At 61.7% G+C, this 24,273-nt stretch carries 19 protein-coding genes; 11 read left to right on the top strand and 8 right to left on the bottom strand.

Annotated features, from left to right (window positions below; all coding sequences use genetic code 11):
- Positions 1-41 precede the first annotated feature (41 nt).
- The 3 genes from ABD919_RS02875 (at position 42) to ABD919_RS02865 (ending at position 5,755) form a co-directional block, all read left to right on the top strand.
- The gene (locus tag ABD919_RS02875) at positions 42-3,107 is read left to right on the top strand and encodes a PD-(D/E)XK nuclease family protein (RefSeq protein WP_345233608.1); all 3,066 of its coding nucleotides are present in this window, start codon (positions 42-44) and stop codon (positions 3,105-3,107) included.
- Between the two features lie 278 nt (positions 3,108-3,385).
- Positions 3,386-3,820: a nucleoside deaminase gene (locus ABD919_RS02870; protein ID WP_345233606.1), complete on the top strand. Its 435-nt coding sequence runs from the start codon at positions 3,386-3,388 to the stop codon at positions 3,818-3,820.
- Positions 3,821-3,967: 147 nt separating this feature from the next.
- On the top strand, positions 3,968-5,755 hold the full coding sequence (locus tag ABD919_RS02865; RefSeq protein WP_345233605.1) for a chloride channel protein: 1,788 nt from the start codon (positions 3,968-3,970) through the stop codon (positions 5,753-5,755).
- A 243-nt stretch (positions 5,756-5,998) separates the two neighbouring features.
- Here ABD919_RS02865 and ABD919_RS02860 read toward each other — a convergent pair whose 3' ends face one another.
- Positions 5,999-7,189 carry a cation:proton antiporter domain-containing protein gene (locus ABD919_RS02860; RefSeq protein ID WP_345233603.1) on the bottom strand — a complete coding sequence of 397 codons (1,191 nt, stop codon included), beginning with the start codon at positions 7,187-7,189 and terminating at the stop codon, positions 5,999-6,001.
- Between the two features lie 86 nt (positions 7,190-7,275).
- Between ABD919_RS02860 and ABD919_RS02855 the strand changes: the two genes are divergently transcribed.
- Entirely contained in the window at positions 7,276-8,511 is a 1,236-nt protein-coding gene (locus ABD919_RS02855; RefSeq protein ID WP_345233601.1) for a BaiN/RdsA family NAD(P)/FAD-dependent oxidoreductase, read from the top strand.
- A 262-nt stretch (positions 8,512-8,773) separates the two neighbouring features.
- On the opposite strand, the gene ABD919_RS02850 is transcribed toward ABD919_RS02855, so the two are convergent.
- Positions 8,774-9,025 (bottom strand): hypothetical protein, encoded by a 252-nt coding sequence (locus ABD919_RS02850; RefSeq protein WP_345233599.1) that lies wholly within the window; start codon positions 9,023-9,025, stop codon positions 8,774-8,776.
- A 190-nt stretch (positions 9,026-9,215) separates the two neighbouring features.
- Here ABD919_RS02850 and ABD919_RS02845 point away from each other — a divergent pair, with 190 nt between their 5' ends.
- Positions 9,216-10,664, top strand: a complete 1,449-nt coding sequence (locus tag ABD919_RS02845) for a diadenylate cyclase (protein WP_345233597.1) — start codon at positions 9,216-9,218, stop codon at positions 10,662-10,664.
- Between the two features lie 222 nt (positions 10,665-10,886).
- Here ABD919_RS02845 and ABD919_RS02840 read toward each other — a convergent pair whose 3' ends face one another.
- The 5 genes from ABD919_RS02840 to ABD919_RS02820 all read right to left on the bottom strand — a co-directional run bounded on the left by ABD919_RS02840 (position 10,887) and on the right by ABD919_RS02820 (position 16,176).
- Entirely contained in the window at positions 10,887-11,831 is a 945-nt protein-coding gene (locus ABD919_RS02840) for an N-acetylornithine carbamoyltransferase (RefSeq protein WP_345233596.1), read from the bottom strand.
- A gap of 98 nt (positions 11,832-11,929) precedes the next feature.
- A complete protein-coding gene (locus ABD919_RS02835; RefSeq protein ID WP_345233594.1) occupies positions 11,930-13,102 on the bottom strand; it encodes an aspartate aminotransferase family protein in 1,173 nt (390 codons plus the stop codon).
- Positions 13,103-13,156: 54 nt separating this feature from the next.
- Positions 13,157-14,209: an N-acetyl-gamma-glutamyl-phosphate reductase gene (gene argC / locus ABD919_RS02830; protein ID WP_345233592.1), complete on the bottom strand. Its 1,053-nt coding sequence runs from the start codon at positions 14,207-14,209 to the stop codon at positions 13,157-13,159.
- Positions 14,210-14,224: 15 nt separating this feature from the next.
- Positions 14,225-15,436 carry an argininosuccinate synthase gene (gene argG / locus ABD919_RS02825; RefSeq protein ID WP_345233590.1) on the bottom strand — a complete coding sequence of 404 codons (1,212 nt, stop codon included), beginning with the start codon at positions 15,434-15,436 and terminating at the stop codon, positions 14,225-14,227.
- 164 nt (positions 15,437-15,600) lie between these two features.
- Positions 15,601-16,176 carry a GNAT family N-acetyltransferase gene (locus tag ABD919_RS02820; protein WP_345233589.1) on the bottom strand — a complete coding sequence of 192 codons (576 nt, stop codon included), beginning with the start codon at positions 16,174-16,176 and terminating at the stop codon, positions 15,601-15,603.
- A gap of 623 nt (positions 16,177-16,799) precedes the next feature.
- On the opposite strand from ABD919_RS02820, the gene argB reads away from it, so the two are divergent.
- The 4 genes from argB (at position 16,800) to ABD919_RS02800 (ending at position 21,477) form a co-directional block, all read left to right on the top strand.
- On the top strand, positions 16,800-17,582 hold the full coding sequence (gene argB / locus ABD919_RS02815) for an acetylglutamate kinase (RefSeq protein WP_345233587.1): 783 nt from the start codon (positions 16,800-16,802) through the stop codon (positions 17,580-17,582).
- A complete protein-coding gene (locus ABD919_RS02810) occupies positions 17,570-18,637 on the top strand; it encodes a M20 family metallo-hydrolase (RefSeq protein WP_345233585.1) in 1,068 nt (355 codons plus the stop codon). The genes argB and ABD919_RS02810 overlap by 13 nt, the downstream gene beginning before the upstream one ends.
- A gap of 92 nt (positions 18,638-18,729) precedes the next feature.
- Complete coding sequence (argH, locus tag ABD919_RS02805) at positions 18,730-20,043, top strand: argininosuccinate lyase (RefSeq protein WP_345233583.1); 1,314 nt, start codon at positions 18,730-18,732, stop codon at positions 20,041-20,043.
- A gap of 129 nt (positions 20,044-20,172) precedes the next feature.
- The gene (locus ABD919_RS02800) at positions 20,173-21,477 is read left to right on the top strand and encodes a M48 family metallopeptidase (RefSeq protein WP_345233581.1); all 1,305 of its coding nucleotides are present in this window, start codon (positions 20,173-20,175) and stop codon (positions 21,475-21,477) included.
- Between the two features lie 276 nt (positions 21,478-21,753).
- Here the strand turns inward: ABD919_RS02800 and ABD919_RS02795 are convergent, their stop codons facing one another.
- Positions 21,754-22,743 (bottom strand): aldo/keto reductase, encoded by a 990-nt coding sequence (locus ABD919_RS02795; protein WP_345233579.1) that lies wholly within the window; start codon positions 22,741-22,743, stop codon positions 21,754-21,756.
- A 334-nt stretch (positions 22,744-23,077) separates the two neighbouring features.
- Between ABD919_RS02795 and ABD919_RS02790 the strand changes: the two genes are divergently transcribed.
- The gene (locus tag ABD919_RS02790) at positions 23,078-23,509 is read left to right on the top strand and encodes a hypothetical protein (RefSeq protein ID WP_345233577.1); all 432 of its coding nucleotides are present in this window, start codon (positions 23,078-23,080) and stop codon (positions 23,507-23,509) included.
- A gap of 3 nt (positions 23,510-23,512) precedes the next feature.
- Entirely contained in the window at positions 23,513-24,187 is a 675-nt protein-coding gene (locus ABD919_RS02785; protein WP_345233575.1) for an SCO family protein, read from the top strand.
- Positions 24,188-24,273 lie beyond the last annotated feature (86 nt).

The raw sequence follows: 24,273 nt of genomic DNA, 5'->3' as shown, positions 1-24,273 counted from the left end.
TACCCAGCCGCAGCGCCTGTTTTGCCCGGTACCTTTACACTATGCCCGCCAGCCCTTCTCCCCTTTCTGCGCCCACTACCGCTCCCCTTACCGCCCCGGTTTCCTTCCTGGCCCAAACCGCCCGCGAGCTGATTGAGCGCTACGGGCACGGCCCTACCGACGAGCTTCCCGACCTGGTGGTGGTAGTACCCACCCGCCGCGCCGTGGTGTATCTGAAAAACGAGCTGGCCCTGGCCTTGCCGCCCGGCGCCCCGCTGTGGGCGCCCCGCGTGGCGGCCATGGAAGACTACATGGTGGAGCTGGCCGGCGTGCAGGTGGAAGAGCCCATTGCCCTGCAGCTGCTCTTGTTCGACATCCTGCGCAACATCGACACCAGCCTCGACTTCGACAAGTTCGTGGGCTGGGCCGGGCTGCTGCTCAGCGACTTCTCCAACCTCGACCAGAACCTGGCCAAGCCCCGCAAGGTGTTTGAGTACCTAAGCCAGGCCAAGGCCCTGGAGCGCTGGAACCTGGAAACCCTGCCCGAGAACGGAGTGGCCCGCCGCTCGTTCAGCTTCTGGGACCAGCTTGAAAAGGTGTACCGCGAGCTCAAGCGCCGCATGCTGGCCAACAAGCTGGCCTACCCCGGCCTGGCGTACCGCATGGCCGTGGAGAAAGTAGAAAAGCAGCTGACCGACCCCGCCGCGCCCGAGCCCGCCCGCCACGTGTTCGTGGGCCTGGGCAGCTTGTCGCGGGCCGAGGAAAAGCTGATTCGCCTGCTGTTCCAGGCCGGCCGGGCCGAGGTGCGCTTCGACGGCGACCCGTTTTACCTGGAGATGGGCTCGCCCAACCGGGCCGGGCAGCACCTGCGCCGCTACTTCTCCAAGTGGAACCTGCCGCTGGAAGCCATGGGCGGCGGGGTGGAGTGGCTGCGGGCCCGCCCCCGCCACGTGCGCTACCTGGGCGTGGCCAACCCCAGCATGCAGGGCAAGCTGGCCGGGCAGCTGCTGGCCGAGGCCCGGCAGCGCTACCCCGACGAAACCGTGGCCGTGGTGCTGCCCGACGAAACCCTGCTGCTGCCCGTGCTGCACGGCCTGCCCACCGACGCCGTGCCCGACTTCAACGTGACCATGGGCCTGAGCTTTCAAAGCACGCCCCTGTTCAACCTGGTGGACTTGCTGTTTGAAGTGCACCTGACCGGCATCCGCGAGGGCAGCGCCGAAACCGGCTACGGCGTGCCCCGCTACCACCACCTGGCCGTGAGCAAGCTGCTCAGCCACCCCTTCCTGCGCCGCTACCAGCAGTGGCTCGACCGGCAGCCCGAGCAGCCCGGGTTCCACGGCATCCTCGACCACGTGTGCCGCGAAATTGTGCGCCTGAATGCCGTGCTGCTGCCGGCGGCCGAGCTGCTGGAGCTGGGCCGCCACCACCCGCTCATCGAGGCCCTGTTCCGCACCTGGAACAACTGCGACGACATCATCGCGGCCTGCAACACCCTCATCGACCTGCTCAAGCAGGTGTACTCGGATAAGCAGTCGGGCATCGAGGCCGAATACCTTTACCTGTTCTACACCCTGATAAAGCAGCTAGACTCGGCCTTCGACTGCCGCGAGCAGCGCCTGTCGGTGCGCTCCTTCCGCCGCTTCCTCTACGAGCAGATGGCCCGCACCCGCCTGCCCTTCAGCGGCGAGCCCCTGGCCGACGTGCAGGTAATGGGCCTGCTCGAAACCCGCGCCCTGGACTTCGACCACCTCATCATCCTGAGCTGCAACGAGGGCGTGCTGCCCGCTCCTAAAAAGCAGCAAAGCCTGTTTCCCTACGACGTCCTGACGGAGTTTAAGCTGCCCACCTACGCCGACGCCGAGGCCGGCACGGCCTATAACTTCTGGCGCCTGCTCCAACGTGCCGGCCGCGTGGATTTGGTGCACGTGCTGCCCGGCGCCGAGGGCATGAAAAGCGGCGAGCGCAGCCGCTTCCTGCTGCAGCTCGAAAACGACCTGCTGCCTCAGAATCCGTATTTGACGCTGGAAGATTTGACGGTGGTGGCAATGGAGTTGTCAGTTGACAGTTGTCAGTTGTCAGGTCGTTCTGATAAGGCAGATACCAGAACAATCCTGACAACTGACAACCAACAACTGACAACTGACAAATACGAAGGCGACCTGGTGCTGGAAAAAGATGCCGAAATGCTGGCCGCCCTGCGCGGGGTGCTGGAGCGCAACATCTCCCCTTCCCGCCTCAACGACTTCCTGGCCTGCTCCCTGCGCTTCTACTTCTCCAAAGTGGCCCGCTTCCACGAAAACGAAGCGGTGGAAGAAACCCTGGAAGCCAACACTTTCGGCACCATGGTGCACGAGGCCCTGGAAAACCTGCTGGGCGCCTTTGCCCTGGATGGCCGCCCGGTCACTGCCGACGACATTCCCGAGCTGATTCGCCAGGCTCCCGAAGAAGTGCGCCGCTCCCTGCGCCAGGCCGAATCGGACAAGCACGAGCGGGCCGACGAAGGCCTCAACCACGTGTACGGGCAGGTGGCCACCCGCCTGGTGGTGCGCTTCCTGGAAAGCCTGCCCCAGCAGCCCGGCCTGCTGCCCCTGCGCCTGTTTGGCCTGGAAAAAGAGCTGGTGGCCACCGTCTTCGTGGACGAGCCCGGCCGCCCCGGTCGCCTGGCCGTGCGTCTCTCCGGCTTTGCCGACCGCATCGACGAGCTGCCCGACGGCCGCCTGCGGGTGGTCGACTACAAGTCGGGCCTGGTGAAGCGCAGCGACCTGCAGCTGCGCGGCTACCGCGACAAGCTCAGCCCCGCCGATGCCATCGAGCGGCTCGTAAACGAGTCCACCTCTTCCGTGGACAAGGTGCGGCAGCTCTGGCTCTACCGCCTCATGCTCTCGCATACGGCCAAGCGGGACACCGCCGATACGGCCATCCTCTCCCTGCGCAACATCGATGAAGGCCTGCTTTCCGCCGATTTAAGCTTCCTCACCGAAGGCGGCCAGGATTTCGTACAGGTTTCCGAGGAATTGGTGACTAGAATTGTACTCAAAATGCTCGACCCAGCCGAGCCGATTCGGAAAACCGACGATTTCACGAAGTGTGAGTACTGCCCCTACCGGGGGATTTGTGCACGGTAAACCAGACGTGTCATTGCGAGGTAAGCCGAAGCAATCCGTCCTCTCTGTGCGACCAGCTTAATAATGTGATGAGCCTTTTACCCAACGTGCAACCGCCTTTTCAATTACTACATCAGCATAAGCGTAGCGCTTAGAGATGACGGATTGCCGCGCTCTACTGCGTTCCGCTCGCAGTGACACGCTCCGCGAGCCCAGCACTTTAGTTACGACATACAACTGTTTCATTTCCACCAAAAAAAGCTAACAGCCATCAGCTATTAGCTAACAGCTTAAAAACTATGGACCAATTCATGCAAGCCGCCATTGACGAAGCCCGCCTGGGGCGCTCAGAAGGGGGCATTCCCATCGGCTCGGTGCTGGTGCGCAACGGCGAAATCGTGGCCAAGGGCCACAACAAGCGCGTGCAGGAGCTCAACCCCATCAAGCACGGCGAGATGGACTGCCTCAACAACGCCGGCCGGCAGCGCAGCTACCGCGACACCGTCATCTACTCCACGCTGATGCCCTGCTACATGTGCGCCGGCACCATTGTGCAGTTCAAGATTCCCAAGGTGATTGTGGGCGAGTCGCGCACCTTCGACGGAGCCCGCGAGTTCATGGAAAGCCACGGCGTGGAGGTTATTGACCTCGACCTGCAGGAGTGCGTCGACATGATGAACGAGTTCATCGAAGCCGAGCCCGTGCTCTGGAACGAAGACATCATGGAGCTGTAGGACCGGCCTGGTTGCTTGCTTCAGGTTTCTAGCTGCTGGTTTGAACAACAACCAGAAACCAGAAACAAGCAGCCAGAAATCCCTGAACCAGCAACAAGAAACCCGTTGCTACGTTGACCTTAGTGAGCTAACCTTTCTTCTGCACCCATGCAAAAAAACGCCGTTCACCGCTTGTTGCGCCCGCTGTTGGTGTGGCGGGCCCGCCACGTGAACGAGCGGATGTACATGCTTGTGCTCAGCATCCTGGTAGGCGGGTTTGCTGGCCTGGCAGCCGTGCTGCTGAAAACCTGTATCCGCTGGCAGGCCGATTTACTGCAGGCCGGTGTAGCCGAGCAGTACCGGGTGTTTGCCCTGTCGCTCTACCCCATTGTGGGCATTACGCTTACCGTACTGGTAACCAAATACCTGCTGGGCGGCAACCTGGGCCGGGGCGTGGGCCCCATCATCTACAACACAGCCCGCGAAGGCAGCATCGTGCCCCGCTCCAAGCTGTACTCCCAGATGATTACGGCCTTTCTCACCGTCAGCTTCGGCGGCTCGGCCGGTACCGAGGCCCCGATTACTGTCACGGGCGCGGCCCTGGGCTCCAACCTGGGCCGGGTGCTGCACGTGGACCGGCGGCGGCGGCGCCTGCTTACGGGCTGCGGGGCGGCGGCGGGCATGGCGGCCATCTTCAACTCGCCCATCGCGGGCGTGCTGTTTGCCGTGGAAGCCATTCTGCTGGAGCTGCCGGCCCAGTACTTTATTCCGCTGCTCATTTCCTCGGCCACGGCCACGGTGGTATCCAAGGCCCTGTACGCCGGGCAGCCCTTCGTGCTCATCACCAACAGCTGGCCTGTCGATGCCGTGCCCTTCTACCTGCTCATGGGCCTGTTCACCGCCTTTTTCTCGGTGTACATGATTCGCGTGTACCATTGGGCCGAGAAGTTTTTTGAGCGCTGGCCGGGCCTCGACTGGCGCAAGGTGGTGGTGGGCGGGCTCATGCTCGGCGGCCTTATCTTCCTGTTTCCCACCCTCTACGGCGAAGGCTACACCACCGTCGAGCTGCTGCTCAAGGGCAAGGCCGAGCGCCTTACCGACGGCAGTATCTTCTCGGTGTACCAGGACGACAACCCCCTGCTGCTACTGGCGCTGGTCGTTTTCAGCATGCTGCTGAAGGTGGTGGCCACCAGCATTACCGTGGGCGCGGGCGGCAACGGGGGCATGTTCGGCTCCTCGCTGTTTTCGGGTGCGCTGGCCGGCTTTTTCTTTGCCCGCCTCATCAACATGAGCGGAGTGATGCACATTCAGGAAGTTCACTTCGTGGTGCTGGGCATGGCCGGCACCCTGGCCGGCGTCATTCACGCCCCACTCACGGCCATCTTCCTCATTGCCGAAATCACCGGCGGCTACGCCCTGTTTGTGCCCCTGATGGTGGTGAGCAGCAGCTCCTACCTCATTACCAAGTACTTTGAGCCCTACTCGGTGTACACCCGCAAGCTCACTCAAAAGGGAGTCGACGTGTACGCCAACCGCGACAAAGGCCTGCTGGCCAAGCTCGACCCGCGGCAGCTGCTGCAAACCGACTTCATTTCCGTGCGCCCCAACACCACGCTGGGCGAGCTGGTCGACGTGTTCCGCCACGCCTCCCGCAACCTGTTTCCGGTGGTGGCCGCCGGGGGGCGCCTGCTGGGTGTGGTGTCGCTCAACCAGGTGCGCGACTCGCTATTTGACGACGCCAACTACTCCACCATCCGGGTGCGCGACCTGATGCAGCCCGCCCCCGCCATCGTGGGTCCCGACGACGACCTGGAGCATACCCTCGACCTGCTCGACCGCCACGGCGCCTGGGCCCTGCCCGTGTGCGAGGAAGATGGCCGCTACCTGGGCTTTATCCTCAAATCGGCCATCCTCGTCCGCTACCGCCGCCAGCTGATTATGGAAAGCGAAGCGTGATTTTGGTGATGAGGTGATGAAGTGAGGAAGTGATGAAGTGAGGAAGTGAGGAAGTAAAAAGAACGTCATGCTGAGCGAAGTCGAAGCATCTTTACCACGAGAGTAAACCCAAACAAAAAGGACTACTCCCCCTGGCAAGATGCTTCGACAAGCTCAGCATGACGTTTTTTTGTCTTCATCACCCCATTACCTCCTCACCCCATCACCAAAATCTCTACATCAGCACACCAGCACATCAAAAAATTAGTACTCGCCCAGCACCGGAGGGCGGCGGGTGAGCTGCAAGCCTATCATCATGAGTATGCCAGTGAGGAGAATAACCAAGAAGAGAATGTTTTCGCTGACCTCGCCAATAAGCAGTTTGGGCGGGATACTGTAAAAGAGCAGCACCGAGATGAGGCCTTTGGGCGCAATAAAGAGCTCCGGAATCAGGTCGGACTTAGCCACGAAGCGCAGGTAGATGTAGCGGATAAACGTTAGCACCGCCACAATGAGCAGGCCCTGCAGCAGCAGCGTGAGGCTGATGAGATGGGCCAGGGTGATGGAGTAGCCAAACAACAGGAAGAAGAAGGTGCGAATGAGAAAGGCCGACTCGGCGGTGATGCTTTTCAGCTGGTGTAGCTCCACCATCAGCTGCTTGGGGTGCAGCCAGCGCCGCAGGCGGGCGCTGCGCACCAGCAAATCTACGTTGTTGACGGCCAGCCCGAACACCAGCACCAGCACCAGGGAAGAGAGATGCAGCTTCTTGGCCAGGCTGTAAATCAGAATCAGGAAGGCAAACAGCAGAAAGAACTTGATGTGGCCCCGCAGCCGCGACAGCAGAAACACCAGCAGGGCCGTGCTCAGCACTGCCACAACCCCAATGGCTATGACATCGCGCCCGAACGTCACGACCGACCACCCCTGGGCAAAATTGTCCTGCACCGCGAAGTTGAACAGCATGATGCCCATGATGTCGGAAAACGTGCTTTCGTAGATGATGAACTCCTGCTTGTCGCCGCCCAGCCCGGCTACGCTGGGAATGGCCACGGCACTGCTCACCACGGCCAGTGGTACGGCATTTACCAGGCAGCTTTGCCAGCTGGCCCCCAGGTACAGGTGCAGCAGCCAGGCTATTACCCCCGCCTGCACTACCATAATAAGGCTGGCAGCCAAAAAGGAGCGCTGAATAAGCGGCAGCTTGTCGCGCGAAAGCCGCAGGTCCAGCGAACCTTCCAATACTATGAGTATCAGCCCGACTATGCCCAGCAGCTGCAGCACCAGCGAGGGCACGACAATGGAAAAGTTCCAATAAGCCGCGGCTTGATTGAGGGCAATGCCGGCCAGCAGCAACATCAGCACCGAAGGCACTTTTGTAGCCCGGGCTGCCAGGTCAAACAAGTACGACAGCACCACGGCCAGGCTCAGGCCAATGAGAATAGTATAAGGTCCCATGCGTTCTGCCTAACGGCCCCTGGGCGGGCCGGGTTAGCTCCGGCTGCCCAAATGGCTTTATTTTAGGCTTTTTGTTGGCAAAGCTAGTGGCTGAAACTTCGATTCCCGATTTTCCCTTTGTGGCCGTTGTAGGCGGCGGCCCGGCTGGCCTGATGGCCGCTCAGCGCCTAGCTGAAGCCGGGCACCGCGTGCTGGTATTTGAAGCGCAGGCTACCGTGGGCCGTAAGTTCCTGGTAGCCGGGCACGGGGGCTTCAACCTCAGCAATGCGGAAGATGCCATCGGCTTTGCCAGCCGCTACGGCCCGCAGCAGGCCCGCCTGGCCCCGCTGCTGACGCACTTCTCCCCTGCTGACTTGAGAACCTGGGCCGCCGACCTGGGCATTGCGACCTTCGTGGGCAGCAGCGGCCGCATCTTCCCCCAGCCCCAGCACAAGCCCGCCGACCTGCTGCGGGCCTGGCTGGGCCGCCTGCGTGAGCTCGGCGTGGCCATCAACGTGCGCCACCGCTGGCTGGGCTTCGACGGCATACAGGGCCTGCGGCTGCGTAATGAGCGCAGCGGCGAGGAGTTTTCCATCCGGCCGCAGGCTACGGTGCTGGCCCTGGGCGGCGCCAGCTGGGCCAAAACCGGCTCCGATGGCAGCTGGGTGCCCTGGCTGCAGGAAACTGGCGTGGAGGTGATGCCCTTTGCCCCGTCCAACTGCGGCGCGGAAGTAGCCTGGTCGGCTTTCTTCCAGCAGAAAGTAGACCGCACCCCCCTCAAAAATATAGCCCTGCGGGTTGCTGCTGGCCCCGCCATCCGAGGGGAGCTGATGCTGACACCCTACGGGGTGGAGGGCACCCCCGTGTACGCCCTTACCTCCGCACTGCGCGCCGCCCTGAGCCAGGAGAAGCCGGCCACCCTCCTGCTCAACCTCAAGCCCGACCTTAAGCCAGCTCAGCTGCTGGCCCGGCTGAAAGAGCGGCGCCCCGGCACTTCCCTGCCCGATCTGCTGCGGCGCAGCCTGCACCTGGGCCCGCCCATCCCCACGCTGCTGCGCGAGCTCGTGCCCGACCTGGGCAGGCTAAGCCCGGAGGAGCTGGCAGACCTGCTCACGGCCCTGCCCCTGCCGGTAAGCGGCCTGCGCCCCCTCGACGAAGCCATTTCCACCGCCGGCGGCATCGCCTTTAGCGAAGTCGACGAGCACCTGATGCTGCGCAAGCGCCCCGGCACCTTCATTGCCGGCGAGATGCTGGACTGGGAAGCCCCCACCGGCGGCTACCTGCTGCAAGCCTGCTTCAGCACCGGCGCCTGGGCCGCGCGGGGAATCAGGGAGGTGATTTAGGTAATGAGGTGATGGTGTGATGAGGTGATGGAGTGATGAGGTAAAAAGAACGTCATGCTGAGCGCAGCGAAGCATCTTGCCCGCAGCAGTAATTCCAAAAAAGGGTTTACTCTCGTGGTAAAGATGCTTCGCCTCCGCTCAGCATGACGTTCTTTTTACCTTCATCACTCCATCACCTCATCACACCATCACCTCCTCACTCCATCACCTCATCCCCTAAATCAGCACATCAGCACATCACCCAAATCAGCACATCAAAAGACTACTCGCTCTTTACTGCTTTTTTCTCGGCTTCGCGCAGAATCTGGCGGGCTTCCCGCACGAGCTGCCGGCCGGGGTCGAGCTCGTCGCGGGCGACGAGGGCGATAAGCAGGAAGAACGATGCCAGCGGCAGCAGCCAACCCAGGGCAAACCACAGCCAGAACGAGCGGCCGTGCGAATGCGCGCAATAGCCCGTCATGATGGGAATGAACGAGATAGCCGCCAGCACAAACAGTATCATGTCAATTAGCATAGTCGGCGGGGCTAAGAGGGTTGTAAACTGGACGGTAGCACGGGCTGGGAGGCACTCCGAAGATACGTAATTGCCCAGCGGCTGGACAAGCAGCCAGCGGCATTTTTTAACTAACTGCCACTGTTTGGCCTTTTTTTGCGTAGTTCGGGTGAAGTCCGGCCCGCACAGGGGCCAGGCCGTCCTTTTGCCCATGTGGGAACACCAAAGTTTGTTTAGAGTTTCGGCCCAGCTGTTTGCCGAAGGGGTATTCAATTTGCTCGACCGCAACCTGCGGCCGGAAGTTTTTTTGCTGGGGCTGGCTTCTGCCAAAGAAGCCGACGAGCCCAATGCCGTTGTGCTTGAGCCCCAGTCGGTACGCTATGACCCGGAGGATTTTCTGGAGGTAAAGAACCGGGCAGCCGGCACAGAAGCCAACGCCGGCCCACGCGAAGTGGTGTACCACCTCCACCCCAACGACCACGACCGGTACGAAAAGCAGCGCTGGTACGAGCTGGTGTGCCACGCTACCGAAACCACGCTCAACGAGCTGTCGGAGAGCCGCGCCGAAAACCGCCGCTCGTTCTGTGCCGTGCCCGTAAGCCTGCAGGGCTACCTCGTGACGGTGGTGCTGCAGCTGGCCGCCGACTGCTACGACGGCTACTACACCCTGCCCAAGCCCAGCAGCACCCGCCCCGGCAACCTGCCCCACGCGGCCGTGCTGGAGTTTCTGCACGACTGCAGCCGCGCCCTGCGCGAGGCCGACACCGCCGACAACGACCGGCCCATGCTCGACCGCGACTACAACGAGCTGCTGCGCTCGGCCGGGCGACGGCTTATGCTGGGCGTGTCGCCGGGCACCACCCACGGCCTCTACGACGCCTGCAACGGCGTGGCGGCCCTGCGGCATGAGGGCGACGAAGGCATCGGCACCCTGCTGGTGAGCCGGCGCCTGCACCCGGCCATCATGCCGGTACTTACCCTGGAAGCCCCCGTCACCATGCGCGACCACCGCTCCATTCGCAAGCTGCTGGAGCTGAGCGAAGGCCACACGGCGCTGATTTCAGACTCCTCCCACGTCTTCGGCCTGGGCCAGCTCGTGCCCGAGTCGGATGCTCAGTTCGAGCACCTCGTAACGGTGCACTTCACCAACCACTACAGCTGGGAGGTAAGCCACGCCCACAACGTGCTGATGCGCGTGGTGAGCAACACACCCCGCCTGCCCCAGGGGCGGGTAGCGGCCGACAACTTCGCCCGAGTGGCCAGCCAGGTATTTCCCTCCCTCAACCCCGACAGCATCGACTACCTCTGGGATTTGGCCCACTCGGCCACCACCCAGCCCACGGGCACCATCCTGGTCATCACCACCGGCGCGGCCCAGGAGGCCCAACGCCTGAGCCGGCAGGGCTTCCGCGTGGTGCCCCGCATCATGACGCCCTCGGTGCTACGCCTGGTTACCAACATCGACGGGGCCGTACTCATCGAGCCCAACGGCATGTGCCACGCCATCGGCGCCATCCTCGACGGCCTGGCCACCGAAAAAGGCGACTCCTCCCGCGGCTCGCGCTACAACTCGGCCCTGCGCTACGTCAACAGCAGCACATACCCCGTACTGGCCATTGTTGTGAGCGAAGATGGCTGGATTGACCTGCTGCCTTCTTGAGCAATGAGCAATGAGCAATGAGCAATGAGCAATGAGCAAAAGGTACGTGTCATTGCGAGGAGGCACTACTAAGCAATCCGTCCTGCTCTCAGCGACCAGCCTACTCATGTGAAAAGCCCCGGCACCAGTAACGGCGCCAGGGCTTTTTTTATGTGTCACATCTCAAGGCAAATGGCTGCTATAGAACAATTTGCCCGTTTTTCTTGCAATGACACGCTCTGACTATTTCAGAATTTCATGCAGCACCGTTTGCATAGAAAACACGCGGTTGGCGGCTTCCTGAATAACCAGGGAGTTGGGTGAGTCGAGCACGGCGTCGGATACTTCCACGTTGCGGCGCACGGGCAGGCAGTGCAGGAAGCCGGCGTTGTTGGTCAGGGCCATATGCTGGGGAGTGAGCATCCAGGCGGGGTCGCTGGTCAGCACCTGCCCGTACTGGTGGTAGCTGCTCCAGTTCTTAGCCTGCACGAAGTCGGCTCCTTCCAGGGCCTTTTTCTGGTCGTACTCAATGCGGGCGCCCTTGGTAAAGCGGGGGTCCAGCTCGAAGCCTTCGGGGTGGGTAATAACGAAATCCACCCAGTCGACTTCGGAGAACCAGTCGGCGAATGAGTTGGGCACGCACTGGGGCAGGGCGCGCACGTGCGGTGCCCAGGTGAGCACCACCTTCACGCGCTCAGTGCGCTTGCGCTCGGCCACGGTAATGAGGTCGGCAAACGACTGCAGCGGGTGCAGCGTGGCACTTTCCAGGCTGATGACGGGCACGGTAGCGTACTGCAGAATCTTATTGAATACCACTTCGCCGTAGTCAGCCTCCCGGTCTTGCAGCGTGGGGAAGGTGCGCACGCCCAGCACATCGCAGTACTCGCTCATCACGGCAATGGCTTCCTTGATGTGCTCCTGCGTGCCGCCGTTCATCACCGCGCCGTCGGCCATTTCCAGGGTCCAGGAGTCGGCGCCGGCATTTAGCACCCAGGCCTGTGCGCCCAGGTTGTACGCCGCCTTGATGGAGCTCAGGCGTGTGCGCAGGCTGGGGTTGAAGAAGATAAGGCCAACGGTTTTGTTTTTGCCGACGTGCTGGTAGCCGAAGGGGTTGGCCTTGATTTCCAGGGCTTGCTGCAGCAGCACCTTATAGCCGCCGGCATCGGCGAAGGAGGTGAAGTTTTTCATTGTTCATTCGTGAGAAGAAGAGCCAGATACTGGCGCAGGTTACGCTGCGCTACATTCGCGCCAGCTTAGGCAGCTACCGAAGTAGCGGATAACCGCTGCTAGCGGCGCGTTTCGGCATACTCGCTGCGCGCGCTGGCCGAGCGGAAGCTCAGCGTTACGTCACTCAGCGCCTGAAGGAACTGGTCTACCTCGGCCCGGGTGATGTTGAGCGGCGGCAGCAGGCGCAGCACCGTGGGGTCGGAGGCGTTGCCGACGAAGATGTGGTGCTCGGTCAGCAGCCGCTCGCGCATTTCCTTAATGGGGAAGTCGTACTTGATGCCGAGCATCAGGCCCCGGCCGCGAATTTCTTCGGCGCCGGCGTGGGCTTCCAGCTCGGTGCGCAGGTAAGCCCCCAGCTCCTCGGCCTGCGTTAGCAGGTCTTCCTGTTCCATCGCTTCCAGCACGGCCAGGGCGGCGGCGCAGGCCAGGTGGTTGCCGCCAAAGGTGGTGCCCAGCAGGCCGTACGAAGCCTGGAGCTCCGGCGAAATCAGGATGCCACCAACGGGGAAGCCGTTGCCCATGCCCTTGGCCACCGAGATGATGTCGGGCCGGATGCCGGCGTGCTGGTGGGCGAAGAAAAGCCCGCTGCGGCCGTAGCCGCACTGCACCTCGTCGGCAATGAGCAGGGCGTCGTACTTGCGGCACAGGGCCGCCAGTCCCTGCAGAAACTCATCCGGGGGCATGATGATGCCGCCCACACCCTGAATAGGCTCAATGATGACCGCGCACACGTCGTCGCCGTGCAGCATGCGCTCCACCGCCCGCAGGTCGTACTCGACAAAGCACACCGCGTGGGCCGCGTTGAAAGGCGCCACGATTTTGGGGTTATCAGTGGCCGCTACCGCGCCGGAGGTGCGGCCGTGAAACGCGCCTTTGAAGGCAATAACGCGGCTTTTGCCGGTGTGGAACGAGGCCAGCTTCAGGGCATTCTCATTAGCCTCCGCGCCGGAGTTGCACAGAAACAGGGAGTAATCGGGGTAGCCCGAAGCCTCGCCCAGCTTATGGGCCAGCTCCTGCTGAATGGGAATCTGCACCGAGTTGGAGTAGAAGCCGATGTTATGGAGCTGCGTGGTGAGGCGCTGCACATAATGCGGGTGGCTGTGGCCGATGGAAATGACGGCGTGCCCGCCGTAGAAGTCCAGGTACTCCTGGCCATTCTCGTCCCAGATTTTGGCACCCAGCGCCTTCACCGGCGTGATGTCGTTGAGCGGATAAACGTTGAACAGCTCCATGTTGAATAGAGGTTAGATGTTAGAGCTTAGAACTTAGCGTGGTGCTGGTATAGCTCAGAACAGCACGGATTTAAGGTGAAGGCCGGTGGTTTCGGGCAGGTTAAACAGCAGGTTCATGTTCTGCACGGCCTGGCCCGAGGCGCCCTTCACCAGGTTGTCGAGTACCGAGGTGACGAGCAGCTGCCGGCCGATTTTCTGCACCTGCAGCAGGCACTTGTTGGTGTTCACTACTTGCTTAAGGTGTATTTCCTGGTCCGATACGTGGGTGAAGGGCGCGTCGGCGTAAAAGTCCTGAAACAGCTGTTGAGCCTGGTCCTGGCTTAGCTCCGAGGGCAGGTATACGCTGGCGAAGATGCCGCGGGTGAAGCTGCCCCGGTAGGGCAGAAAGTGAATGTCGTGGGCAAAGCCGGGCTGCAGCTGCAGCAGGCTCTCCCCTATCTCGCCCAGGTGCTGGTGCTGGAAGGGCTTGTAAACCGACACGTTGTTGGCGCGCCAGGAAAAGTGGGTGGTGTCGGACAAAGCCTGTCCGGCCCCGGTGGAGCCGGTGATAGCCGACACGTGCACGTCGTCGCTGAGCTTGCCCGCGCTGGCCAGCGGCAGCAGCGCCAGCTCAATGGCCGTGGCAAAGCAGCCGGGGTTGGCAATGCTTTGCGCCTGCTGTATGCGGGCTTTGTTCAGCTCCGGCAGGCCGTACACAAACTCGCGGCCGGCCAGGTCCCGGTCGGCCCCCAGCCGGAAGTCGTTGCTCAGGTCGATGACCTTGCAGCTGGCCGGCAGCGCGGCTTTCTCCAGAAAAGCCCGGGAGTTGCCGTGGCCCAGGCAGAGAAACACCACCGCTTCGTCGCCGGCCAGCTCAGATGAAAACTGCAGCTCCGTGTCGCCCAGCAAATCGTCGTGCACGCTGCTCACCGCCTGGCCCGCGCTGGAGCTGCTTACCACCGCCCCCACTTCCACGTTGGGATGCCGGAGCAGAATGCGCAGCAGCTCGCCCGCTGTGTAGCCAGCCCCGCCTACAATGCCGACCTTAATCCCTCCCCTAGCCGCAAATGCTTGAGGTGCATTACCCCGCTGGGAAGCGGACCTAGTTAATTCATTTTGAATGCTCATACAAGAGAGTGCTAACTAGGCTCCCTCCCCATCGGGGAGGGCTGGGGAGGGGCTCAGGGATGCATGAATGCGCAGCTGGTTGCTGAAAATCTTGATAAAGCCCTTGGCGTCGCGGCCGTCCCAGGCGTCGTTCTCTTCGCCATAGGTGGCCACCTTGGAGCGCATCATGTCGTACGGCGAGTCCACGCCCAGCAGCTCGAACCGATAGGGCTTCAGGGTGATGAACACCGTGCCCGATACCCGGGCCTGCGACGAAGCCAGGAAGGCTTCCATGTCGCGCATCACCGGGTCGAGGTACTGGGCCTCGTGCAGCAGCGTGCCGTACCAGTTGGCGATATAGTCTTTGTGCAGCAGCTGCCAGCGGCTCGAGGTGTGCTTTTCCAGCAGGTGGTGGGCCTTCAGAAGAATCAGCGGAGCGGGCGCTTCAAACCCCACCCGGCCCTTGATGCCCAGAATGGTGTCGCCCACGTGGGTGTCGCGGCCGATGGCGTACCGCCCGGCCAGCTCGTTGAGGGCCTGAATCAGCTGCACCGGGGGCAGGGCTTCGCCGTTCAGCGCCACGGGCTCGCCCTGCGCAAAGGTGACTTCGATGCTTACCGGCTCGGTTGTACTGAGCGGCGTCGGGTAGGCCGACTCCGGCAGGGCCTGGTGCGAGGTCAGCGTTTCGACGCCGCCCACGCTGGTGCCCCAGATGCCCTTGTTAACCGAATACTTGGCCTTCTCCCAGCTCATCTCGAAGCCGTGCTGGTTCAGGAAGTCGATTTCCGCTTGGCGGCTCAGCTTCTGGTCGCGGATAGGCGTAATGATTTCCGTATGGGGCGCAATCACCGAGAAGGCCACGTCGAAGCGCACCTGGTCGTTGCCGGCGCCGGTGCTGCCGTGGGCGATGTAGTCGGCCTTATGCTCGCGGGCATACTCGGCCAGGGCCAGGCTCTGGAACATACGCTCGGCACTCACACTCAGCGGGTAAGTATCGTTTTTGAGGATGTTGCCGAAAATCAGGTAGCGCAGGCAGTCCTGGTAGAAGCGCTGGGTTACGTCAATTACCTCGTGCTTGCTGGAGCCCAGCTCGTAGGCGCGCTTTTCGATGGCGGCCAGCTCCTCCGCAGAAAAGCCGCCCGAGTTCACGATGACCGTGTGCACTTCCAGGCCCAGCTCGCGGGTGAGGTACACCACGCAGTAGGAGGTGTCGAGGCCGCCGCTGTAGGCTAAAACTACCTTTTTCATTTTTTAGGGCTTAGGTCTTAGGTATTAGTTGAACGTCATCAAGTAGAACGTCATGCTCATCTGGCGTCCGCTTGTCGAAGCATCTTGCCCGCAGCAGTAATCCATTTGATTAGGTTTACTCTCGTGGCAGAGATGCTTCGACTCCGCCCAGCAATAACAAGCTATTAATGAGGCATTAAAACCTCAATCGTCTCCTGAACCGGCTGGCTGAATCCATCATCAAGCTTGTCGTACACCATGCCGGTGCACAGGCACATCTTGCGCTGGTTTTCCTGCAGGATGGGGTAGTTCTTACAGCCCATGCAGCCTTTCCAGAAGTCGTCGCTCTGGGTCAGCTCCGTGAAGGTGACGGGGCGGTAGCCCAGCTCAGAGTTGATTTTCATCACTGGCCCGCTGGTGGTGATGCCGAAGATTTTAGCCTGCGGGTACTTGGTGCGTGAAAGCTCAAACACGCGGTGCTTGATGGCCCGGCCCAGCCCCACCTGCCGTAGGCTGGTGTTCACAATCAGGCCGGAGTTGACCACGAACTTGGCGTCTTCGAAGGTTTCGATGTAGCAGAAGCCTGCCAGCTCCTTGCCGACGAAGGCCATGATGGCGTCGCCTTTGGCCATCTTCTTGGCCAGGTAGTTAGGGTCGCGCTTGGCGATGCCCACGCCGCGCTGCCGGGCCGATTCCTCGTACCATTGGCACAGCAAATCCACGTACCGCACATCGGCGGCATTGGCAACTCGTAAAATCATGGGAGTAGAGGGGGGATGCCGGGCCGGCAGGCCACGGAAGCTGGACGACTAATGCAAAGCAGTCGGAAACAGCCAGGTAGGTGTGCGGGCTCCCGCGGCCGGCGCAATGCCAGCCCACGAAAAACCCACGAAAAAGCTGTTGTCCGGATGCGGCCCACCTGGGCCGCGCAAGGCGTAAAGCTTAATTTATCTCGCCTTGGATGGATGCACTACGGCCTACACGCGTGTCAGTCTGCTTTGGGGTTGAACTTCTCTTCACTGTTCCCGCTCCTGGGCGGGACTCGCCGGCTTTATCAGATTAAAAGCGCAGGCGAAATATTGCAAGCCAGCTATTAAGCTGGCATAATTCGCAGCACCGATACCGGTCGTCGCAAAAGGGCAATAGGTGAGAGATGAGTCATGGCAGTTACCGGAGGGCGGTAAGCGTGGTAATTGATTGCGCCCCTAAACCGTAAAAGGGTCGGAAATCGTTGCAAAACTAGAACGGTTTTTCAGAAACTTTGTCCCCCAAACAGCACTTTTATTAGCGGGATGTTTTGGGCAGCCCTTTCTCCAAGCCATTATATCATTACAAAACAATGCTTTACAAAACCCGGATTCAGCATGTTATTTTTTTGAATTGAATGAACGACGCCCTGAAAATTTTTAAGATTGGCGGTGGCATCATCGACGAGCCGGCCCAGCTGCGGGTCTTTTTGCGGGAGCTGTCCCGGGTGCCGGGGCCGAAAGTTCTGGTGCACGGCGGCGGCAAAGGCGCCAGTGACATGCTGCGTGCCCTGGGTATTGCCCCGCAGCTGGTCGACGGCCGCCGCATCACCGATGCCGCCACACTCGACATCGTGACCATGTTTTACGCCGGCAAAACCAACAAGCAGATTGTGGCCGGCCTGCAGCGGGAAGGCGTCAACGCCCTGGGCCTTTCCGGGGCCGACGGCAACCTGATTCGGGCGCAGAAACGCCCGGTAACGGAAGTCGACTATGGCTTTGTGGGCGACCTCACCGAGGCCGGCATCAACACCGGCCTGCTGCGGCAGCTGCTGGGCGCGGGCCTGCTGCCGGTGTGCTGCGCCATCACCCACGACGGGCAGGGGCAGCTGCTGAACACCAACGCCGACACCATTGCCAGCACCCTGGCCCGGGCCCTGGCCCCGCACTATCGCGTGGCCCTGCACTACTGCTTCGAAAAAGACGGCGTGCTGCTCGATGTAAACGACCCGGCCTCGGTGCTGCCCCGCCTTACGCCCGGGCAGTACCAGGAGCTAAAAGCCAGCGGCGCCATTGCCGCCGGCATGCTGCCCAAGCTCGACAACGCCTTTGCGGCCCTGGCGGCAGGCGTGGAGCAGGTGGTCATCGAAAACGCCCTGAATATCAATGAGACCACCAAGACTGTGCTATGCCCGAGCTAATTGAGCAGCTGACCGACACGGCCATTGAATTGCTGCAGGCCCTGATTCGCACTCCCTCCTTTTCGCGGGAAGAAGGCGGCACGGCGGAGCTGATTTATAACTTCCTGACGGCTCAGGGCGCCCGCCCCCAGCGCCGGCTGCACAACGTGTGGGCCCTGGCCCCCGGCTACGATGCCGCCCGCCCTACCCTGTTGCTTAACTCCCACCACGACACGGTGAAGCCCGGCGCGGGCTGGACCCGGGACCCATTTGGCGCCACGCTGGATGGCGACCGGCTTTCCGGCCTGGGCAGCAACGACGCCGGGGCTTCAGCCGTGAGCCTTTTGGCGACGTTTCTCTACCTGCGGCGCCAGCCTTTGCCGTTCAACCTCATCTGCGCCATTACCGCCGAAGAGGAAATTTCCGGGGCCAACGGCATTGCCAGCCTGCTGCCGGAGCTGGGCCCAATAGACCTGGGCATTGTGGGCGAGCCCACGCAGATGGACCTGGCCATTGCCGAGAAAGGATTGGTGGTGCTCGACTGCGTAGCGCAGGGCCGCACCGGGCACGCCGCCCGCGACGAGGGCGAAAACGCGCTCTACAAAGCCGTAGAGGACATTATGTGGCTGCGCCACTACAAATTCCCGCAGGTGTCGGCGCTGCTCGGGCCGGTGAAGCTGAGCGTAACCCAGATAGAGGCCGGGCAGCAGCACAACGTGGTGCCCGACCGCTGCCACTACGTGGTAGACGTGCGCAGCAACGAGCTGTACCACAACGCCGAAATTGTAGAATTCCTACAAACTAACCTGCGCGCCACCGTCACGCCCCGCTCGCTGCGGCTTAATTCCTCGCGCATCGCGCCGGAGCACCCGCTGGTGCAGCGTGCCTTAAGCCTGGGCCGCAAAGCCTTCGGCTCCGCCACGCTGTCGGACCAGGCGCTGATGCCCTTCGACACGGTGAAAATGGGGCCCGGCGACTCGGCCCGCTCCCACACCCCCGACGAATACATCTACCTTCGCGAAGTGAGGGAGGGCATACGCGGGTACATCGAGCTGCTGGACGGCTTTTCTTTTTAGGTCGTTAGCTCATCATGCTGGGCATAGACTAAGCATCCTGCCCGCTGCAGTAAACAGCATGACGCTCAACATTATTTAGTCAGCATTACCGAATGAAAATCTGGGAAAAGGGCATTGCCGTTGATAAGAAAATTGAGGACTTCACCGTGGGCCGCGACCGGGAGCTGGACCTGTACCTGGCTTTGTTCGACGTGCAATCCTCGCGGGCCCAGGCCCGCATGCTGGCAACGGTGGGGCTGCTCTCGGAGGCCGAAAAAGAGCAGCTGGTGCAAGGCCTGAACGAGCTGGAAGCCCAGATTGAAGCCGGTACTTTCACCATTGAGGAGAGCTTTGAGGACGTGCACTCCAAAATTGAATTTTACCTGACCGACAGGTTTGGCGATGCCGGCAAGAAAATCCACACCGCCCGCTCCCGCAACGACCAGGTGCTAACGGCCATTCAGCTGTTCCTGAAAGACTACTGCGAGCGGGCAGCCGGCCGCATCGTGGCCCTGGCGGAAGTGCTGTTGGCAAAAGCCGAAGCGCACAAAACCGACCTGATGCCGGGCTACACCCACTTTCAGGCCGCCATGCCCAGCTCCTTTGGCCTGTGGTTTTCGGCCTACGCCGAGCACCTGCTGCTGGACCTGGCCCTGCTGGAGGCCGCCCACACCGTGGCCGACCAGAACCCCCTGGGCTCGGGGGCCGGCTTCGGCAGCAGCTTTCCCATCGACCGGCAGATGACCACGCAGGAGCTGCACTTCTCTCAGTTGGCAGTCAGCTCGGTGGGGGCGCAGATGCTGCGCGGCAAAACCGAGAAAACCCTGGCCTTTGCCCTGGCCGGCTGCGCGGCCACGCTCTCGAAAATGGCCTACGACCTGGTGCTCTACAACAGCCAGGACCTGGCCTTCGTGGAGCTGCCGGCGGCCTTCACCACGGGCTCCAGCATCATGCCGCACAAGAAAAATCCCGACGTGTTTGAGCTGGTGCGGGCCCGCTGCAACGCCCTGCAGGGCCTGCCCACTACCCTGATGCTGGCCACCAACAACCTGCCCAGCGGCTACCACCGCGACTTCCAGATTCTCAAGGAGCTGCTGTTCGAGCCCATGACGCAGTTTCTCGACATTCTCGACATCCTGCTCTTCGCCCTGCCCCAGCTGAAAATCAAGCCCGACCTGCTCAATCAAGCCAAGTACGACCCCATCTTCTCCGTCGAAAACATCAACCAGCTGATTCAGGCCGGGGTGCCTTTCCGCGAAGCCTACGTGCAGGTGGGCAAGGCTGTGGAAAACGGCAGCTACCAGCCCCATCGCGCGTTCCACACCACCCACCTGGGCAGCGTGCACAACCTGGGGCTGGCCGAGATTTGGGCCAAGGTGGCGCAGGCGAAGGCCAGCTGCCGGGTGCTGCGCCACCGGCCAGCGTAAGCAGCATGCCGGGCGGGACTGCTACCACGTCCCCACAGGCCCGGCCTTTTCTGCACGCGGGGAGAGCGTAACGTGTAGCTTGCGGCCCTTATCCGGCCATTGTGCTATTCATTTTTCTGCTTACTCCCCATGTCGTTCCGCCTGAAGCTGCTGCTGCTGTTCCTCTTTACCCTGGTTTTCTCGGTGGCCGGCGTGGCCGCGCAGGAGCTGCCTGCTGATTCGCTGGCCTCCCAAGCGGCCGGCTCCACGTTCGACGTGGAAGCCGCCACCCAGGCTTACCTCAACTCACTTACGCCGGCCCAGAAAGCCAAGTCGGATGCCTATTTCGAGGGCGGCTACTGGCTGCAGCTCTGGCGCATTCTGTATGCGCTGGGCATCGCGGCCGTGTTTCTGGTGGGTGGGCTTTCGCGGCGCATGAAGGCCCTGACGGCGCGCCTGCCCGGCCAGGCCCTGCGCACCCTGGCCTACGCGGCCCTGTACTTCCTGCTGGCCGGCCTGCTAAGCTTCCCGCTGCAGGTATACACCGACTTTATCCGCGAGCATCAGTATGATTTATCGAATCAGTCGTTTGGCGAGTGGCTGCTCTACGTGCTTAAGAGCGAGGCCTTGTCGGTAGTATTCGGCAGCCTGCTTATCCTGGTGCTTTACCTGATGGTGCGGCGCACCGGGCGGCGCTGGTGGCAGTGGGGCACGGTCATCGTGATGTTCTTCCTCACCCTGAGCGTCTTCGTCAGCCCGGTGTTTATCCGTCCCTTGTTCAACAAATACACGCCCCTGCCCGCCGGGCCGGTGCGCGAGGCCATTCTGAGCATGGCCCGCGCCAATGGGGTGCCGGCCGACAACGTGTACCTGGTGGACGCCTCCCGGCAAAGCAAGCGCATCAGCGCCAACGTGAGCGGGCTGGGCAGCACCATCCGCGTATCGCTCAACGACAACCTGCTCAACCGCAGCACGCCCGCCGAAGTGCAGGCCGTAATGGGCCACGAGCTGGGCCACTATGTGCTCAACCACATTCCCAAGATGCTGATTTTCTTCGCCATCATCGTCGGGCTGGGCTTCTGGTTTGTCGACTGGGCCTTTCACCGACTCCTGGTTCGCTACGGAGCGCGCTGGGACGTGGCGGGCATTGGCGACGTGGGCGGCCTGCCGCTGGCCCTGGCCCTGTTCGCCCTGTTCACCTTCCTGGGCACGCCGCTGTTCAACACCATCATTCGCACCAACGAGCAGGAGGCCGACGTTTTTGGCCTCAACGCCGCCCGCCAGCCCGATGGCTTCGCCAAGACGGCGATGAAGCTCTCGGAATACCGCAAAATAAACCCCGGCCCCTGGGAGGAAATCCTGTTCTTCGACCACCCCAGCGGCCGCACCCGCGTGCTGACCGCCATGCGCTGGAAAGCCGAGCACCTGAAGGAGATGAAAAGCAGTGAGCAGTGAGCAGTGAGCAGTGAGCAGTGAGCAGAAGGTAGCGGTTATTGCGAGCAACGCAAAGCAAACCTCGTTTGCTTCGTCAATCTGTCCTCTAACATCCAGCAACCCGTTAAAGCCAGACATGAAAAAAGCCCCAGCGCCGGCCACTGGCGTTGGGGCTTTCACATCCAAGGGTCAGTCGCTAAGAGAGGACGGTTGGCTGCGCGGAACTTCGGTTGCCGCGTTTCGCTGCCCGCAATGACGCGTCTTTTCCGCTCATTAGGCTATAAAGCCCTCATCTTATCACCCGTTCACCGAAGCCATCATGGCGGCGGGGTAGCGCTGGCCGGCGGCAGCACCCTGGGGGGCAATTTCCTCCAGCTGCGCCAGCTCATCTGCCGTTAACGACACCTGCAGGGAAGCCACGTTTTCTTCCAGGTACTTCACGCGCTTGGTGCCGGGAATAGGCACAACGTCGTCGCCCTGGGCCAGCACCCAGGCCAGGGCCAGCTGCCCCGGGGTGCAGCTTTTCTGCTGGGCCAGCTCGTTGATGCGGGCCACCAAATCCAGATTTTTCTGGAAGTTTTCGCCCTGGAAGCGCGGGGTGAAGCGGCGGTAGTCGTCGGGAGCCAGGTCGTCGAAGCTCTTGATTTGGCCGGTGAGAAAGCCGCGGCCCAGCGGGGAATACGGCACGAAGCCCACACCCAGCTCGCGGCAGGTGGGCAGCACCTCGTCTTCGGGGTCGCGGGTCCAGAGCGAGTACTCGCTTTGCAGCGCGGCGATGGGATGCACGGCCACTGCCCGGCGCAGGGTGGCCGCCGAAGCTTCGCTCAGGCCCAGGAAGCGCACCTTGCCTTCCTTCACCAGCTCGGCCATGGCGCCCACGGTTTCCTCGATGGGCGTGCGGGGGTCAACGCGGTGCTGGTAGTAGAGGTCGATGTAATCGGTGCCGAGGCGGCGCAGGCTGGCTTCGCAGGCGGCCCGCACGTACTCGGGCCGCCCATTGATGCCGCGCTTGCCGGGGTCGCCTGGGTCGCGCTGAATACCGAACTTGGTGGCCAGGATAAGGCTGTTGCGCTGGCCCTTCAGGGCTTTGCCGAGCAGCTCCTCGTTTTTGAAGGGGCCGTACATGTCGGCCGTATCAAAGAAGGTGATGCCCAGGTCGAGGGCGCGGTGCAGGGTGCGGGTGCTTTCGGCGTCGTCGGTCTGCCCGTAAAAGTCCGACATACCCATGCAGCCCAGGCCCAGGGCAGAAACCGTAAGGCCGGAGCGGCCCAGTTGGCGAGTGTTCATATGGATGAGGTGATGAAGTGAGGAGGTGATGGGGTGATGAAGTGATGAAGGAAAAAAGCAGGTCGTGCTGAGCGCAGCCGAAGCATCTTTACCACGAGAGTAAATCCAATCGAAGGGATTATTTCCCCTGTCAAGAGGCGTCGACATGCGGACGCCAGCCGAGCATGACGGCCATTAATGAGTTTTCATACTTCCCAAACAGCTTCGGTGTGGTATGCATATTTCTGGATGATACAAAAAAAGTGAGGCAGGATGGAAACGCTCAAACTGGCTGACACGAAGCTTTTGCTTTACGTGGCTGGGCTCCCTGCCAGTGGGGCCGTACCTTTGCAGCATGCGTTTTTCGTTTAAAAATACCCTTCTGCCCTTCCTGACAGGCTCCTTTGCCCTGCTTACCGCCTGCTCTGCGCCCGTTGAAAGCGAGAAGAAGTCGCCGGCCCTGGCGGCTGAGCGCGCCGTGATGGACCGCCACGACTCGCTGATGGTGCAAACCGGTCAGCTATTTGAGCTCAAAGAAAAAGTAAAGCAGGCCAGACCCGCTCATGCCGGGCGCTACCTCCGCGGACTGCAGGCCGCCGACAATGCCATGATGAACTGGATGCACCAGTACCGGGCCCCCGACAGCACCATGAGCGAAGCCCAGCGCCTGGCTTACTTTCAAAAGCAGCAGGAAATCCTGGACGCCGTGGAAAAGCAGCAGCAGGGCATTATTGACTCGGTCCATGCGTTGTTGCAGCAACAGTCTGCCACCACTTCGGTTAAGTAAGCTATGCTTCGTCGCTTTATTCTGCTGCCCTTGCTGGCGGCCTCCCTATTCTCGGCCTGTACCGATTCGGCTGCCGACAAGCCGGCCCGGCTGCCCATCCTGGGCGAGCCCGACGTGCGCGCCGACCCCAACGGCGGGCCCAACGACACCATTCACGCCACCGCCCCGGCCTTTCGCCTCACCAACCAGGCCGGGCAGGTTATTACCAACCAGACCTTTGCCGGGCAGGCGTACATCACCGACTTCTTTTTTGCCACCTGTCCCGGCATCTGCCCCAAGATGCAGGGCGAGCTGCTGAAGGTGTACAACAAGTACCAAGCCGACCAGCGCATCGCCTTCCTGTCGCTTACCATCGACCCGGCTCATGACAGCATTCCGGTGCTGCGCGACTACGCCGAGCGCCTGGGCGTGACCGACCCTCGGCGCTGGCACTTCGCCACCACCGACAAAGACACGGTGTTTCAGCTGGCCCGCGCCTATTTCACGGCGGCTGAGCCCGACAAATCGGCCCCCGGCGGCTTTGCCCACAACGGCACCTTTGCGCTGGTCGACGACCAGGGCCACATCCGCGGCCTGTACGACAGTCTCAACCCCAAGGAAGTAGAGCGTCTGTTCAAGGAGCTGCCCATTCTTTTTGCCGAGATGGACGAGCGCAAAGGCGGCGTAGCCAGGCAGTAGTTTTTGGTGCTTGGTGCTTGGTGCTTGGTGCTTGGTGCTTGGTGCTTGGTGCTTGGTGCTTGGTGCTTGGTGCTTGGTGCTTGGTG

The sequence above is a fragment of the Hymenobacter saemangeumensis genome (genome assembly GCF_039541835.1).
Lineage (GTDB): Bacteria > Bacteroidota > Bacteroidia > Cytophagales > Hymenobacteraceae > Hymenobacter > Hymenobacter saemangeumensis.
Note: the sequence above shows the minus strand (reverse complement) of the source record. Positions and strands in the feature narration are given on the sequence as shown.

What these genes read in the sequence shown, in the direction of transcription:
- ABD919_RS02875 (WP_345233608.1), top strand. Translation starts at nt 42, where the DNA reads ATGCCCGCCAGCCCTTCTCCCCTTTCTGCGCCCACTACCGCTCCCCTT.
- ABD919_RS02870 (WP_345233606.1), top strand. Translation starts at nt 3,386, where the DNA reads ATGGACCAATTCATGCAAGCCGCCATTGACGAAGCCCGCCTGGGGCGC.
- ABD919_RS02865 (WP_345233605.1), top strand. Translation starts at nt 3,968, where the DNA reads ATGCAAAAAAACGCCGTTCACCGCTTGTTGCGCCCGCTGTTGGTGTGG.
- ABD919_RS02860 (WP_345233603.1), bottom strand. Translation starts at nt 7,189, where the DNA reads ATGGGACCTTATACTATTCTCATTGGCCTGAGCCTGGCCGTGGTGCTG.
- ABD919_RS02850 (WP_345233599.1), bottom strand. Translation starts at nt 9,025, where the DNA reads ATGCTAATTGACATGATACTGTTTGTGCTGGCGGCTATCTCGTTCATT.
- ABD919_RS02845 (WP_345233597.1), top strand. Translation starts at nt 9,216, where the DNA reads ATGTGGGAACACCAAAGTTTGTTTAGAGTTTCGGCCCAGCTGTTTGCC.
- ABD919_RS02840 (WP_345233596.1), bottom strand. Translation starts at nt 11,831, where the DNA reads ATGAAAAACTTCACCTCCTTCGCCGATGCCGGCGGCTATAAGGTGCTG.
- ABD919_RS02835 (WP_345233594.1), bottom strand. Translation starts at nt 13,102, where the DNA reads ATGGAGCTGTTCAACGTTTATCCGCTCAACGACATCACGCCGGTGAAG.
- argC (WP_345233592.1), bottom strand. Translation starts at nt 14,209, where the DNA reads ATGAGCATTCAAAATGAATTAACTAGGTCCGCTTCCCAGCGGGGTAAT.
- argG (WP_345233590.1), bottom strand. Translation starts at nt 15,436, where the DNA reads ATGAAAAAGGTAGTTTTAGCCTACAGCGGCGGCCTCGACACCTCCTAC.
- ABD919_RS02820 (WP_345233589.1), bottom strand. Translation starts at nt 16,176, where the DNA reads ATGATTTTACGAGTTGCCAATGCCGCCGATGTGCGGTACGTGGATTTG.
- argB (WP_345233587.1), top strand. Translation starts at nt 16,800, where the DNA reads ATGAACGACGCCCTGAAAATTTTTAAGATTGGCGGTGGCATCATCGAC.
- ABD919_RS02810 (WP_345233585.1), top strand. Translation starts at nt 17,570, where the DNA reads ATGCCCGAGCTAATTGAGCAGCTGACCGACACGGCCATTGAATTGCTG.
- argH (WP_345233583.1), top strand. Translation starts at nt 18,730, where the DNA reads ATGAAAATCTGGGAAAAGGGCATTGCCGTTGATAAGAAAATTGAGGAC.
- ABD919_RS02800 (WP_345233581.1), top strand. Translation starts at nt 20,173, where the DNA reads ATGTCGTTCCGCCTGAAGCTGCTGCTGCTGTTCCTCTTTACCCTGGTT.
- ABD919_RS02795 (WP_345233579.1), bottom strand. Translation starts at nt 22,743, where the DNA reads ATGAACACTCGCCAACTGGGCCGCTCCGGCCTTACGGTTTCTGCCCTG.
- ABD919_RS02790 (WP_345233577.1), top strand. Translation starts at nt 23,078, where the DNA reads ATGCGTTTTTCGTTTAAAAATACCCTTCTGCCCTTCCTGACAGGCTCC.
- ABD919_RS02785 (WP_345233575.1), top strand. Translation starts at nt 23,513, where the DNA reads ATGCTTCGTCGCTTTATTCTGCTGCCCTTGCTGGCGGCCTCCCTATTC.